13 protein-coding genes are annotated in these 13,103 nt (G+C 60.5%); 4 read left to right on the top strand and 9 right to left on the bottom strand.

All coding sequences use genetic code 11. From position 1 onward, the window contains the following. Positions 1 to 66 precede the first annotated feature (66 nt). From NUV89_RS22300 to NUV89_RS22290, 3 genes are all read right to left on the bottom strand, one after another. The gene (locus NUV89_RS22300) at positions 67 to 795 is read right to left on the bottom strand and encodes an aspartate/glutamate racemase family protein (RefSeq protein WP_257783006.1); all 729 of its coding nucleotides are present in this window, start codon (positions 793 to 795) and stop codon (positions 67 to 69) included. Positions 796 to 808: 13 nt separating this feature from the next. Next, a complete protein-coding gene (locus NUV89_RS22295) occupies positions 809 to 2,329 on the bottom strand; it encodes an NCS1 family nucleobase:cation symporter-1 (RefSeq protein ID WP_257783005.1) in 1,521 nt (506 codons plus the stop codon). A 484-nt stretch (positions 2,330 to 2,813) separates the two neighbouring features. Continuing rightward, the gene (locus tag NUV89_RS22290) at positions 2,814 to 3,548 is read right to left on the bottom strand and encodes a phosphoadenylyl-sulfate reductase (protein WP_257783004.1); all 735 of its coding nucleotides are present in this window, start codon (positions 3,546 to 3,548) and stop codon (positions 2,814 to 2,816) included. A gap of 152 nt (positions 3,549 to 3,700) precedes the next feature. Here NUV89_RS22290 and thrH point away from each other — a divergent pair, with 152 nt between their 5' ends. Continuing rightward, positions 3,701 to 4,318 carry a bifunctional phosphoserine phosphatase/homoserine phosphotransferase ThrH gene (gene thrH, locus NUV89_RS22285; protein WP_257783003.1) on the top strand — a complete coding sequence of 206 codons (618 nt, stop codon included), beginning with the start codon at positions 3,701 to 3,703 and terminating at the stop codon, positions 4,316 to 4,318. Positions 4,319 to 4,446: 128 nt separating this feature from the next. On the opposite strand, the gene NUV89_RS22280 is transcribed toward thrH, so the two are convergent. From NUV89_RS22280 to NUV89_RS22255, 6 genes are all read right to left on the bottom strand, one after another. Beyond that, complete coding sequence (locus NUV89_RS22280) at positions 4,447 to 4,803, bottom strand: type II toxin-antitoxin system HigA family antitoxin (RefSeq protein ID WP_257783002.1); 357 nt, start codon at positions 4,801 to 4,803, stop codon at positions 4,447 to 4,449. Further along, positions 4,803 to 5,105, bottom strand: a complete 303-nt coding sequence (locus NUV89_RS22275; protein WP_257783007.1) for a type II toxin-antitoxin system HigB family toxin — start codon at positions 5,103 to 5,105, stop codon at positions 4,803 to 4,805. The genes NUV89_RS22280 and NUV89_RS22275 overlap by 1 nt, the downstream gene beginning before the upstream one ends. Before the next feature lie 228 nt (positions 5,106 to 5,333). Then, on the bottom strand, positions 5,334 to 6,677 hold the full coding sequence (gene pabB / locus NUV89_RS22270) for an aminodeoxychorismate synthase component I (protein ID WP_257783001.1): 1,344 nt from the start codon (positions 6,675 to 6,677) through the stop codon (positions 5,334 to 5,336). 216 nt (positions 6,678 to 6,893) lie between these two features. Continuing rightward, positions 6,894 to 7,880 carry an alpha-L-glutamate ligase-like protein gene (locus tag NUV89_RS22265; protein ID WP_017739219.1) on the bottom strand — a complete coding sequence of 329 codons (987 nt, stop codon included), beginning with the start codon at positions 7,878 to 7,880 and terminating at the stop codon, positions 6,894 to 6,896. Continuing rightward, positions 7,880 to 9,412 (bottom strand): inactive transglutaminase family protein, encoded by a 1,533-nt coding sequence (locus tag NUV89_RS22260; protein WP_257783000.1) that lies wholly within the window; start codon positions 9,410 to 9,412, stop codon positions 7,880 to 7,882. The genes NUV89_RS22265 and NUV89_RS22260 overlap by 1 nt, the downstream gene beginning before the upstream one ends. A gap of 5 nt (positions 9,413 to 9,417) precedes the next feature. After that, positions 9,418 to 9,954 carry an ATP-dependent zinc protease gene (locus tag NUV89_RS22255; RefSeq protein ID WP_257782999.1) on the bottom strand — a complete coding sequence of 179 codons (537 nt, stop codon included), beginning with the start codon at positions 9,952 to 9,954 and terminating at the stop codon, positions 9,418 to 9,420. A gap of 272 nt (positions 9,955 to 10,226) precedes the next feature. Between NUV89_RS22255 and NUV89_RS22250 the strand changes: the two genes are divergently transcribed. The 3 genes from NUV89_RS22250 to prpC are packed head-to-tail and all read left to right on the top strand — an operon-like array spanning position 10,227 to position 12,998. Continuing rightward, positions 10,227 to 10,937 (top strand): GntR family transcriptional regulator, encoded by a 711-nt coding sequence (locus tag NUV89_RS22250; protein ID WP_257782998.1) that lies wholly within the window; start codon positions 10,227 to 10,229, stop codon positions 10,935 to 10,937. Continuing rightward, positions 10,937 to 11,830: a methylisocitrate lyase gene (gene prpB / locus NUV89_RS22245; protein ID WP_017739215.1), complete on the top strand. Its 894-nt coding sequence runs from the start codon at positions 10,937 to 10,939 to the stop codon at positions 11,828 to 11,830. The genes NUV89_RS22250 and prpB overlap by 1 nt, the downstream gene beginning before the upstream one ends. Before the next feature lie 40 nt (positions 11,831 to 11,870). Further along, a complete protein-coding gene (gene prpC / locus NUV89_RS22240) occupies positions 11,871 to 12,998 on the top strand; it encodes a 2-methylcitrate synthase (protein WP_257782997.1) in 1,128 nt (375 codons plus the stop codon). Positions 12,999 to 13,103: the final 105 nt, after the last annotated feature.

The following is a 13,103-nucleotide window of genomic DNA, read 5'->3' as shown; positions in this document are numbered from 1 at the left end:
CCGATAACCCGCAACACAGGCGATCAACTGTGGGAGCTGGCTTGCCTGCGATGGCCGCACCTCGGTCTACCGCCCGAACCGCCCCGGCCAGCCAATGACTTTCTTCGGCCGCGGTGTCGCATACGTCCTGATCTTCGACGTCGACAACCCCAACCGCACCAACGCCTCCGCAATCGTCACCGCCGCCGTCACCCCATCCACCACCGGCACGCCGGTGCGCTGGCGAATCTGCTCATCCAGCCCGGCCATGCCGCCGCAGCCCAGGCAGATCACCTCGGCCTTGTCCTCGCTGATCGCCAGTTCCGCCTGGCGCACGATGGCTTGCATCGCGGCCAGCGGGTTTTCTTCCAGCTCCAGCACGGCCATGCCGCTGGCCCGCACCGAGGCGCAGCGTTGGTACAGGCCGGCGAGTTTCAGGCGGTCTTCGATCAGCGGCACCGTGCGGTCGAGGGTGGTCACCACCGAATAGGCGTGGCCCAGAAACATCGCGGTGCTGGCGGCCGCTTCGGTGATGTCCACCACCGGCACGTTCAGCAACTCCTGCAGCCCTTCGCGGCCGTGTTCGCCGTAGCCGGCCTGGATCACTGCGTCGAAGGGTTGATCGTAGGCCATCACCCGGTCCATCACCGCGATGGCGGCCAGGTAGCTTTCAAAATTGCCCTCCACCGATTCCGCGCCGAAGTAGGGCGTGAGCCCGACAATCTCGGTGCCTGGCGCGGCCACGGCCCGTGCCTGCTGGGCGATGGTGTCGGTGATGGATTCGGTGGTGTTGACGTTGACCACGAGGATGCGCATGGAATGTCCTTGATTAATGGCTGACGTTATCGACGGCAATGCTTTCGCCGCTGACGTCGGCGTAGGACGGCTGGCGCTTGGCAATCAGCAGGTACAGCAACCCCGCAATACCGGCGCCAAACATCCAGGAAAACGGTGACACGCTGGCGAAACCGGGCAACAGGGCCAGGAGAATGGCGATCACGGCTGCGGGAATGAACGCCGCCACCGCGCGCAAATTCACGCCACGGCTGTAGTAATAAACGCCGTGCGGGTCTTCGCTATACAGCTGCGGCACGTCGACCTGGCTTTTACGGATCAGCCAGTAATCGACCATGATGATCCCGTACAACGGCCCCAGCAGCGCGCCCAGGCCGGAGAGGAAATACACGATCACCAACGGGCTGTTGTAGAGGTTCCACGGCAGGATCAGCACCGCGACCGTGGCGCTTATCAGCCCGGCGCGCCGGAAGTTCAGGTACTTGGGTGCCAGGTTGCTCAGCACAAACGCCGGCGCGACGAAGTTGGCCATGATGTTCACCGCCACGGTGACGATCAGGAATGCCAGGCAGCCCAGTACGAGGAAGAAGGTATTGGGGATCGCGGCGATGATTTCGGTCGGGCTTTCGATCACCCGGCCATTGAGCTGGAATTGCCCGCCGCAGAGCAGCACGGTGATCGCGGCAAATACCAGGATGTTCACCGGCAGGCCCCAGAAGTTGCCGACCTGGATGGTCTTGCGGCACGGCGAGGAGCGGGCGAAATCACAGAAGTTGAGGATCAGCGTGCCGTAGATCGCCAGCCACAGCGCGCCGCCAGCGAAGATATTGCGCCACATCTCGCCACCGCTCAGCGGTTCGCGGATCGACCAGGCGATGTTGCCGCCCGTCTGGAAGTACATCCAGCCGGCCAACGCCGCCACCGTCAGCAAAATCACCGGCCCGGCGAAGCCTTCATAGCGGCGCACCATCTCCATGCCGTAGGCCAGGATCACCAGTTGCACCAGCCAGATCGCGACAAAACACGCCCAGCCGAGGGACGACAGGCCCAGGATCGAGTCGTGGTCATAGTCGGCAAAACCTGGATGAATCGCCGTCAGCAAGACGCGGAAAACCACCGAAGCCAGGTAGGTCTGAATACCAAACCAGGCAATCGCAATCACCGCACGGATCAACGCCGGAATCTGCGCGCCATGAATACCAAAACTGATGCGGCTGATTACCGGAAATGGCACACCGGTCTTTTGCCCCATATACCCCGACAAGTTCATGAAGAAGTACACCAGTGCGGCACCTATCCCCAAGGACAGCAAAATCTGCCAACCGCCCAGGCCCAATGCATATAAGCCAATGGCGAACGAATAGTTGGCGATGTTGTGCACGTCATTGGTCCACAGCGCGAAGATGCTATAGCGCCCCCAGCGTCGGCCTTCGACCTTGGTGGGGGCGAGGTCCTTGTTGTGCAGGCGCGGGCTCAGCACCAAAGGGCCTGGAGCCACAGGGGTCAGGGAGGAGGGCAGATCCAGTGCGATGTTATTCGAGAGACTTGTACGCATTCCGGCAGGCTCCAGCACATCTGCGAGAGATCCGCGGATGGCAAAGTGTATGTAGGTTTTGTATTTATTGTATACAAAGCGCTTTTCACCTTAAGCCACTTGCGTGCCAGTTTTTGCTCTATGAAAACTTCGGTTAATTTCGTTTTTATAGGTTGGTTAAATAACTTACTGAATTAGAAGAAATATAAATTGACCGATTGAACAGGTATTTATTTTTTGGCGGGAAGAGGGGGATTCACGAGCGGCAAAGATAGGCGGGAAGAGGTGTTACGTATTGGTGCGGGCGAAGAAAAATTGCACACATAAATGGCACCGATGGTTACATCTGTGTGTACATCTTTAATGGATAGCACCAAGCAAATGTGGGAGCGGGCTTGCTCGCGAATACGGTGTATCAGTGATGAATGTATCAACTGACACTCCGCTTTCGCGAGCAAGCCCGCTCCCAAACAAGCCAGCTTTCACATGGGTTACTGCACCCGCTTCAAGCCTTGCTGATGATGTTCCCCGCATGCAGTCCGCATTCCTTCTGCGTCGCCTCTTCCCACCACCAGCGGCCTTCGCGCTCGTGCTGGTTCGGCAACACCGGACGGGTGCAGGGCTCGCAGCCGATGCTGATAAAACCGCGCTCATGCAGGCTGTTGTAGGGCAGTTCCAGCATGCGGATGTAGCCCCAGATCTCTTCGCTGGTCATCTGGGCCAGCGGGTTGAACTTGTACAGCGTGCGTTCCGGGGTCGAAAACGCGCCATCAATTTCCAGTGCCGCCACCTGGCTGCGGGTGCCTGGGCTCTGGTCGCGACGCTGGCCGGTGGCCCAGGCGCTGACGCCGGAGAGCTTGCGGCGCAGCGGCTCGATCTTGCGCACGCCGCAGCATTCGCCGTGGCCGTCCTTGTAGAAGCTGAACAGGCCCTTTTCCTTGACGAAGGGTTCCAGCCTGGTCTGGTCTGGCGAGATCAGTTCGATGTCGATCTTGTAGAACTCACGCACCTGCTCGATAAACCGGTAGGTCTCCGGGTGCAGGCGGCCGGTGTCGAGGCTGAACACCTTGACGTTCTTGTTCAGCTTCCAGGCCATGTCCACCAGCACCACATCCTCGGCACCGCTGAAGGAAATCCACAGGTCATCGCCGAACTGGCTGAACGCCAGCTTGAGGATGTCCTGGGCGGACTTGTTGGCATAAGTCGCGGCGAGTTCAGCGACGTCGAAGGCTTGGTTCATCAGCACGGTTCCTACAAGGTCAGTGGCGCTAAGCGCTCTATAGGTGGGCGATGGTATCAAAATCCGCTCTGCGTTGCGGCGCCGAGCATGAATCGCTAGAGTTCGGCAGTCCTTTTGCTCGCTCAACTAACAACATCCAATAGGAGTGTCTTGTGGAAATTGCCTGTCTCGACCTGGAAGGGGTACTGGTCCCGGAAATCTGGATCGCCTTCGCTGAAAAAACCGGTATTGAATCCCTGCGGGCCACCACCCGCGACATTCCCGACTACGACGTGCTGATGCAGCAACGCCTGCGCATCCTCGATGAACACGGGCTCAAGCTCGCCGACATCCAGGCAGTGATCGCCACCCTCAAGCCGCTGGACGGCGCCGTCGAGTTCGTCAACTGGCTGCGCGAGCGCTTCCAGGTGGTGATCCTGTCGGACACCTTCTACGAATTCTCCCAGCCGCTGATGCGCCAGTTGGGTTTTCCGACCCTGTTGTGCCACCGCCTCATCACCGATAAAACCGACCGTGTGGTGAGTTACCAGCTGCGTCAGAAAGATCCCAAGCGCCAGTCGGTATTGGCCTTCAAGAGTTTGTACTACCGTGTGATCGCTGCAGGTGATTCCTACAACGACACCACCATGCTGGGTGAAGCCGATCGTGGGATTTTGTTCCATGCACCGGAAAACGTGATCCGCGAGTTTCCGCAATTCCCGGCGGTGCATACGTTTGAGGCGTTGAAGCAGGAATTTATCAAGGCGTCGAATCGGCCGTTGAGCTTATAAGGCTTTCAGCGCGGCTGATGGCCTCTTCCCAGGCAAGCCACCCCCCACACTAGAATGGGTTCACACCTCAAAATGTGGGAGCGGGCTTGCCCGCGAAGAGGCCAGCCCAGTCACTGCAAACCTGCCTGCTAAACCCCCGCCAACAAGCGCTCATAAGGAATCTGCAAGCCTTCATGCAGGCGCTTTATCATCGACAAGCTCAACTTGCGCTTACGGTTCAGCACTTCTGACACGCGCCCACTGGTGCCAATAAACGGTTCCAGATCGCGGGCGGTCATGCCCAGTTGCTCCATCCGAAACTTGATGGCATCCACCGGATCGGAAGGGGGCATTGGATAATGCTCCGCCTCGTACTTCTCGATGAGGATGGCGAGGATCTCCAGCTCGTCCCCCTCAGGCGAGCCAATGGCTGCTCCCCAGATCTGCTCCACGCGCGCGAGTGCAGCGCTCAGGTCTTCCTGGGTATGTATGGGTTTGATGTTCATCACACGGTCTCCGCGTTGATCTGATCGTACTGGGCGTGGGTCCCAACGAAGGGTATGAATCCAAGCTGTCTCAGATAGTCGATCGCCATGATTACTCGATACTTGTTGCCGCCTACGTTGAATACAACCCTGCCGGCTTTGAGAATGCTCGCCGTTCTGAGTTCTGCCTTGAGTGCTTGTGGCGTCTGGTATTCGGCCTTTTCCATATGGCGATACAGCTCGACGAGTGGCGTTTTAGCGTCGGCATAAGCTGGGTGGCTTTCCCAGAATATCCGTAAGGTAGACAGCGCGATTATCCGCATCGCTGCGACCTCCCAATTTGGGAGATGATAGGTGTGGTCAGGTGGAGATGCAATCTCGGAAATAATTTCTGACGAGTAAGCAGACGCTTCATGTGATCCCTCACAAACGACTGGTGGATGGTCCGAGCTGGACGCTATCGTCCAGTTCATGCTCCGTCCACGGCCGTTCTGATTCAGATCTTTTCCTGCCGCGCGGCGTTACGTTTGAGAGCCTGCGCAGGCTGGGCGCTACAGGCTTTCCAAAGTTTGTAACAACACCCGCACCTTCGTCAGCGACTCCTGATACTCCGCCTCCCACTCTGAGTCCGCGACAATCCCGCCGCCGCCCCAGCAGCAAACCTGCCCGTCCTTGACCAGCAAGCTGCGGATGGCGATGGAGCTGTCCATCTCGCCGCGCACATCCAGGTACACCAACGAACCGCAGTACAAGCCGCGCCGTGTCGGCTCAAGCTCGTCGATGATCTGCATCGCACGGATCTTCGGCGCGCCGGTGATGGAGCCGCCGGGGAAGCTGCCGGCGATCAGGTCGAGGGCGTCCTTGTCGTCGGCCAGCGTGCCGATCACGCTGCTCACCAAGTGGTGCACGTTGGGGTAGCTTTCCAGGCTGAACAGCTCTGGCACGCTCACCGAGCCTGTGCGGCAGGTGCGGCCGAGGTCGTTGCGCAGCAGGTCGACGATCATCAGGTTTTCCGCGCGGTCCTTGGGGCTGGCCAGCAGTTCGGCGGCGTTGGCGGCGTCTTCTTCTGGCGTCAGGCCACGGGGGCGGGTGCCCTTGATCGGGCGGGTTTCGACGCGGCGTTCGCTGATGTGCACGAAGCGCTCCGGTGACAGGCTCAATACTGCGCCGTCATCCGGCAGGCTCTGGAACCCGGAGAAAGGTGTCGGGCAGGCTGCGCGCAGGGCGCAATAGGCGGCCCAGGGATCGCCCACGCACGGCGCGCGAAAGCGCTGGGCAAAGTTGACCTGGTAGCAGTCGCCGGCCTGGATGTAGTCCTGGATGCGTACGATGGCTTGGCGATAAGCCTCGGCGCTGAGGTCCGGGGCCATGGGGCCTTGGAGTGTGAAGGCCGCGGGCGTGCCGGTCATGCCGGTGCTGAACAGCGCAATCAGGCGTTGCCGCTCGCTGTCGGCCAGCGTTGGATGAAACACTAGCTGGCTGGTCTGCGCCTGGTGATCGCTGATAAGCGCCCAGGCATACAGTCCGAAGCGCGCGTCCGGCAGGTGCAGGTCGTCCGTCGCCAGGTGCGGCATCTGTTCCAGGTGGCGGCCGAAGTCGTAGCTCAGGTAGCCGATCAAGCCGCCGGCAAAGGGCAGTTCATAACCGGCCGGTAAATTCGCTTCGCCCAGTTGTGTGAGGTTCTTCCGTAAGCGTTGCAGAAACGAGCTGCCGCTTTCGTCGGGCGATACCGTCAACGTTTCCAAAGGCCAGGCGCTGAGCAGGTCAAAACGCCCACGTTCGGCAGCGGGTCGGCCGCTGTCCAACAGCACCGAGCCCGGTGCATGGCGAATGGCCGAAAAATACGCGGCGGGGTTGGCGCGGTAGGGCAGTGGGTGTACGGAACAAGTCAGCATGCGCGGAATGGATCAGCCGTTGGCGTGGGGAGGGGATTGTAGTCCTCCGCTGGATTTGGTCCTAGGGGTAGCTGGAATGTGGGCACATTCTGATGGATGGGGTGTTTGTACGAATGCTATCGCAGGCAAGCCAGCTCCCACAGTTGACTGCATTCCAAAGGGTGTACTCGGTCAACTGTGGGAGCTGGCTTGCCTGCGATGCAGTCGACGCGGTCTTCAGCCTTCTACCGGCGGAATATGCCCAAACATCTCCTGCACAAACTTCACCCGTTCTTCTGGAGTTTCGCTGACGCCAGCGGCCTTCAACTCTTCCAGGCGCGCTTCCACCGCATGGGTGCGCAAGGTCAGCCCGCAGTCATTGGCGATCTGGATATTCAGCCCCGGCCGCGCATTCAGTTCCAGGATCAGCGGGCCTTTCTCCTGGTCCAGCACCATGTCCACGCCGATATAGCCCAGCCCGCACAACTCATAGCAACCGGCTGCGAGCTTCATGAAGCCGTCCCAGTTGGGCAGTTGCACGCCGTCCACCGCGTTGGTGGTGTCGGGGTGTTTGGTGATGATGTTGTTCAGCCAGGTGCCCCGCAGGGTCAGGCCGGTGGCCAGGTCCACGCCCACGCCGATGGCGCCCTGGTGCAGGTTGGCTTTGCCGCCCGACTGGCGGGTCGGCAAGCGCAGCATGGCCATCACCGGGTAGCCCATCAGCACGATGATGCGGATGTCCGGCACGCCTTCGTAGCTGATGCTCTTGAAGATCTGGTCGGGCACCACGCGGTATTCGATCAGCGCGCGGTCGCGGTGGCCGCCCAGGGAATACAGGCCGGTGAGGATGCTGGAGATCTGATGCTCGATCTCCTCATGGCTGATGATCTTGCCCGACACCGTGCGATAACGCCCCTCGAAGCGGTCTGCCACCACCAGGATGCCGTCGCCGCCGGCGCCCTGGGCCGGCTTGATGACAAAGTCGCTGCGCCCACCGATGATCTCGTCGAGCTTGTCGATTTCCTTCTCGGTGGAGATCACCCCGTACATTTCCGGCACATGGATGCCGGCGGCAATGGCCCGTTCCTTGGTGATGATCTTGTCATCCACGATCGGGTACAGGCTGCGCTTGTTGTACTTGAGCACGTAGTCGGCGTTACGCCGGTTGATGCCCATGATTCCCCGCGCTTCCAGGGCTTTCCAGGTCTTCCAGAAACCGAACATTACTGGTCAGCCTTCAAGAACGCCTTGAAACGCACCAGCTCGGTCAGGCGATAACCGCGATAACGACCCATGGCCAGCATGAAACCCACCAGGATCAACAGGATCGCCGGGAAGGTAAACACGAAGTACACCAGCTCCGGCACGCTCATAATCAGGTGCGCCAGGGACGCAGCGAACAGCGTGCCAATCGCCACTTTCAGCGCATGGTTGGCGCCGCGTTCTTCCCAGGTGATCGACAGGCGTTCGATGGTCATGGTCAAAATCACCATCGGGAACAGCGCCACCGACAAGCCGCGCTCCAGGCCGAGCTTGTGGCTGAACAGGCTGATGGCGGCAATCAACACCACCACAAACGTCAGCACCACCGACAGCCTCGGCAGCATCTGCAACTTCAAGTGTTCCAGGTACGAGCGCAAGGACAGGCCCAGCGCCGTAATAATCGTAAACAACACAATGCCGAAGCCCAGTTGCGTCTCGCGGAACGCCAGGGCGATCAGCACCGGGGTAAACGTGCCCAGGGTTTGCAGGCCGATCAGGTTGCGCAGGATCAGGATCACCAGCACGCCAATCGGGATCATCACCATAATCATGAAGGTCTGCTGGGTTTGCAGCGGCAGGCCGTACAACGAGTATTCGAGGAAGTTGGCGTCGGTGTTCTCGTCGGTCAGCTTGGCCAGGCGAATGGCGTTCATCTCGCTGTTGTTCAGGCTGAAGGTCACCATGGCTTTCTTGCCGCCATCCACCGTGATCAGGTTTTCATCGCCGGTCCACCACAGCAGGCGGTCGGCGGGCAGGCCTTGTTCGCCGGTTTCCGGGTTGAAGTACAGCCAGTCATTGCCATTGAAGCTGCGCAGCCACAGTTCCGGGGTTTGCGGCTGGTCGGCAACGAGGCGGATGGTGTGGACTTTTTCCACCGGCACATGGGCGATGGACAGCAGCAACTCGACGATCTTGGCCTTGTGCGGCGTCGACGGGTCGCCCGCCAGCAGCAGCTTCACGTTGTCGTCGTTGAGGTTATTGGTGCGCTTGATCGCTTCGGTAATAAAGGTCTCGACGTCGGCCGAGTGCTGGCGGATCGGCGCCAGCAGGGCTTCGGCGGCGATTTTCTCCGGGCCTTCGACGGCGATGCTGTCGCGGAAGGTCGGGCCCTTGACCTTGACCTTTTCACCGCTGTAACGCTTGGTCAGCACCAGGCGGTAGTACAGGGTCTGGTTGCCCTTGGCGCGGCGCGCCGACCAGGTGACCTTGCGGTTGCCGTCGATGCGGTTGACGCTGACCCCGTAGTTGTTCGAGATAAAACTCTCGTTGAGGCTGACGAAGTCGCGGCTCAGCGGCGGCACGAACATCTGGATCTTCACCGGGTCTTTCGGGTTGGCGACGAACTCGACCTTGGCGTCGATGTTCCACAAGTCGTCGGTGGCGTCCTCGGTGACGGGGATCCCCAGCACGAAGATCTGGTAGGCGGTGACCGAAATACCCAGCACCACCAGAATGGCGATCAGGATTTTCAGGTGCAGGGTCAGAGAGCGCATTCGGTTTACTCGGCGGTATGAGCGTCGGTGGCGCAGGCGGGTTTGCCTGCTGCGTATTTAAGGCTGGGGTCGACCAGCGCATCAAAGCGTTTCAGTGCTTCGGAGCCGATCAGCAGCGGGTATTGGAAGGTGCTGCGGTCAGTCAAGTTCACTTCGATGCTGCGTAAAGCAGTGCCCATGCACACCTCGAGGGCAATCACCGGACGAGCGGTGTAGTTCTTGCCTTCATCGGGGTCGTAGTCACCGGCGCGGCGCTTGATCTTGCTGACGCGGGCCAGGGGCAGTTCGATGGGGTGGGAGTGGGCGGTGTCGATGGCCAGGTAGAAGCGCACCCAGGATTCGCCGTTGCGCTTGAAGCGCTTGATGTCGCGGGCGCTGAGGGAGGCGGTCTTGGCGCCGGTGTCGAGTTTGGCGGCGACTTCAAGGTCGATGCCCGCCAGCTTGGCGTATTCGTTGAGGCCATACACGGTCTTCTCGGCGGCAACGCCAAGGCCCGGTACGAGCAGCAGGCTTATCAATAGAAGGAAGGGCTTGAGTGTCATAAATCCCGAGGCGGTGCAGTGCGATGTTGAGTTCAAGGCGACTGGCATTACTGCGCAAACTCCCTCGTGCGCCGTTTCATCAGGTGATGTCAGGCAAAAGCGGCGGGCATTCTAACATGATGCTTTTTTGGCGCCAGCGCTGGCAGGCGGCCATGCCCTGCTGCGGTGCAGAAGTGGTTATTAGACGATTGTCGACAATGTGCATTTATTCTTTGACTATCTAGGGCTGATTGGCTAGTTTTTGCCACATTGATTTTAAAGGTGTCGACAATATGCTGGATCAGCTGGAAACCCCAGTCGCGGCGCAAGACGACTCGCAGACCATGTCCGAGAACGTCTTCCGGCGTATCCAGGCCGCCATCGTCAAGGGCGAAATCGCCCCCGGCAGCAAGATCTCCGAGCCGGAACTGGCACGCACCTACGGCATCAGCCGTGGCCCGCTGCGCGAGGCGATCCATCGCCTGGAAGGCCAGCGCCTGCTGGTGCGCGTGCCCCACGTTGGCGCGCGGGTGGTGTCGTTGAGCCACGCCGAGCTGATCGAACTCTATGAAATCCGCGAATCCCTCGAAGGCATGGCCTGCCGCCTGGCCGCCGAGCGCATGACCGATGCCGAGATCGAAGAACTGCGCCAGGTGCTGCACACCCATGAACGCGACGAAGCGTTCCAGGCCGGCGTCGGTTATTACCAGCAGGAAGGCGACTTCGACTTTCACTACCGCATCATCCAGGGCGCCGGCAACCGCACCCTCACGCAAATGCTCTGCGGCGAGCTGTATCAGCTGGTGCGCATGTACCGCATCCAGTTCTCCGCCACCCCCAATCGTCCACGCCAGGCCTTTGCCGAGCACCACCGCATTCTGGACGCGATTGCCGATCGCGACGGTGAACTGGCCGAACTGTTGATGCGCCGCCACATTGGCGCATCCAAACGCAACATTGCCCGTCACTTCCCCGACGGCGCCCCCCCATCACGAGGTGAATGATGAGTTCCAATAATAAGAGCACCCCAGGCCAGCGTTTCCGTGACGCCGTCGCCAGTGAACACCCTCTGCAAGTGGTGGGCGCGATCAACGCCAACCACGCGCTGCTGGCCAAGCGCGCGGGCTTTAAGGCGATCTACCTGTCGGGTGGCGGGGTGGCTGCTGGTTCCCTCGGCGTGCCGGACCTGGGCATCACCGGCCTGGATGACGTGCTCACCGACGTGCGCCGCATCACCGACGTCTGCGACCTGCCGCTGCTGGTGGACGTGGACACCGGCTTCGGTTCCTCGGCGTTCAACGTTGCGCGCACCGTCAAGTCGATGATCAAGTTCGGCGCGGCCGCGATCCATATCGAAGACCAGGTCGGCGCCAAGCGCTGTGGGCATCGTCCAAATAAAGAAATCGTGTCCCAGCAGGAAATGGTCGACCGCATCAAGGCCGCCGTCGATGCGCGCACCGATGACAGCTTCGTCATCATGGCGCGCACCGACGCCCTCGCCGTCGAAGGCCTGGAGTCGGCCCTGGAGCGCGCCGCCGCCTGCATCGAAGCCGGCGCCGACATGGTCTTCCCCGAAGCCATCACCGAGCTGGAAATGTACAAGCTGTTCGCCGCCCGGGTGAAAGCGCCGATCCTGGCCAACATCACCGAGTTCGGCGCCACGCCGCTGTACACCACCGAACAATTGAAAGCGGCCGATGTTTCCATCGTGCTGTACCCGCTCTCGGCGTTCCGCGCGATGAACAAGGCCGCCGAAAACGTCTACACCGCGATCCGCCGCGACGGCACCCAACAGAACGTGATCGACACCATGCAAACCCGCATGGAGCTTTACGATCGCATCGACTACCACACCTTCGAGCAGAAGCTCGACGCGCTGTTTGCTGCCAAGAAGTAACAAACGCGCCTCCTTATAAATACAAGATTGGAGAACAGACATGGCTGAAGCAAAAGTACTGAGTGGTGCCGGCCTGCGTGGCCAGGTGGCCGGGCAGACCGCACTGTCCACCGTGGGCCAGGCCGGTGCCGGCTTGACCTATCGCGGCTACGACGTGCGTGAACTGGCCGCCGATGCGCAGTTCGAAGAAGTCGCCTACCTGTTGCTGTACGGCGAATTGCCAAGCAAAACCCAACTGGCCGCCTACAGCGCCAAGCTGAGCACACTGCGCGACCTGCCCCAAGCCCTGAAGGAAGTGCTGGAACGCATCCCCGCCGACGCCCACCCGATGGACGTGATGCGCACCGGCTGCTCGTTCCTGGGCAACCTCGAACCGGAAAAAGACTTCAGCGCCCAGCACGACGTGACCGACCGCCTGCTCGCCGCGTTCCCGGCGATCATGTGCTACTGGTACCGCTTCAGCCACGACGGCCAGCGCATCGACTGCGTGACTGACGAGCCTTCTATCGGCGGCCACTTCCTGCACTTGCTACACGGTAAAAAACCGAGCGAATTGCACGTCAAGGTGATGAACGTGTCGCTGATCCTCTACGCCGAGCACGAATTCAACGCCTCGACGTTCACCGCCCGCGTGTGCGCCTCGACCCTGTCGGATTTGTACTCCTGCGTGACCGCCGCCATCGGCTCCCTGCGCGGCCCGCTGCATGGCGGCGCCAACGAAGCGGCGATGGAAATGATCGAGCGCTTCAGCTCGGCCGAAGACGCCGTCGAAGGCACCCTCGGCATGCTGGCGCGCAAGGACAAGATCATGGGTTTCGGCCACGCGATCTACAAAGACAACGACCCGCGCAATGAAGTCATCAAGGGCTGGGCGAAAAAACTCGCGGACGAAGTGGGTGACAAGGTGCTGTTCCCGGTCTCGGAAGCCATCGACAAGACCATGTGGGAACAGAAAAAGCTGTTCCCCAACGCCGACTTCTACCATGCCTCGGCGTACCACTTCATGGGTATCCCGACAGAGCTGTTCACGCCGATCTTCGTCTGCTCGCGCCTGACCGGCTGGGCGGCACACGTGTTCGAGCAACGCGCCAACAACCGCATCATCCGTCCAAGCGCCGAGTACATCGGCGTTGAGCAGCGCAAATTCGTGGCAATCGAACGTCGCTGAGTGGGAACACCGATAATCTTGAAGTGGTAACCGGATCCAATGTGGGAGCGGGCTTGCTCGCGAAAGCGGTGTAACAGTCGCTGCATGTGTTGAATGACACACCGC

Origin of the sequence: Pseudomonas sp. 18.1.10 (assembly GCF_024655625.1) — a bacterium.
GTDB lineage: Bacteria > Pseudomonadota > Gammaproteobacteria > Pseudomonadales > Pseudomonadaceae > Aquipseudomonas.
Note: the sequence above shows the minus strand (reverse complement) of the source record. Positions and strands in the feature narration are given on the sequence as shown.

Coding starts and splice junctions, on each gene's coding strand:
- pabB (WP_257783001.1), bottom strand. CDS start 6,677: ATGCTGACTTGTTCCGTACACCCACTGCCCTACCGCGCCAACCCCGCC.
- NUV89_RS22250 (WP_257782998.1), top strand. CDS start 10,227: ATGCTGGATCAGCTGGAAACCCCAGTCGCGGCGCAAGACGACTCGCAG.
- NUV89_RS22275 (WP_257783007.1), bottom strand. CDS start 5,105: ATGCGGATAATCGCGCTGTCTACCTTACGGATATTCTGGGAAAGCCAC.
- NUV89_RS22280 (WP_257783002.1), bottom strand. CDS start 4,803: ATGAACATCAAACCCATACATACCCAGGAAGACCTGAGCGCTGCACTC.
- prpB (WP_017739215.1), top strand. CDS start 10,937: ATGAGTTCCAATAATAAGAGCACCCCAGGCCAGCGTTTCCGTGACGCC.
- NUV89_RS22300 (WP_257783006.1), bottom strand. CDS start 795: ATGCGCATCCTCGTGGTCAACGTCAACACCACCGAATCCATCACCGAC.
- NUV89_RS22295 (WP_257783005.1), bottom strand. CDS start 2,329: ATGCGTACAAGTCTCTCGAATAACATCGCACTGGATCTGCCCTCCTCC.
- NUV89_RS22255 (WP_257782999.1), bottom strand. CDS start 9,954: ATGACACTCAAGCCCTTCCTTCTATTGATAAGCCTGCTGCTCGTACCG.
- NUV89_RS22260 (WP_257783000.1), bottom strand. CDS start 9,412: ATGCGCTCTCTGACCCTGCACCTGAAAATCCTGATCGCCATTCTGGTG.
- NUV89_RS22265 (WP_017739219.1), bottom strand. CDS start 7,880: ATGTTCGGTTTCTGGAAGACCTGGAAAGCCCTGGAAGCGCGGGGAATC.
- NUV89_RS22290 (WP_257783004.1), bottom strand. CDS start 3,548: ATGAACCAAGCCTTCGACGTCGCTGAACTCGCCGCGACTTATGCCAAC.
- prpC (WP_257782997.1), top strand. CDS start 11,871: ATGGCTGAAGCAAAAGTACTGAGTGGTGCCGGCCTGCGTGGCCAGGTG.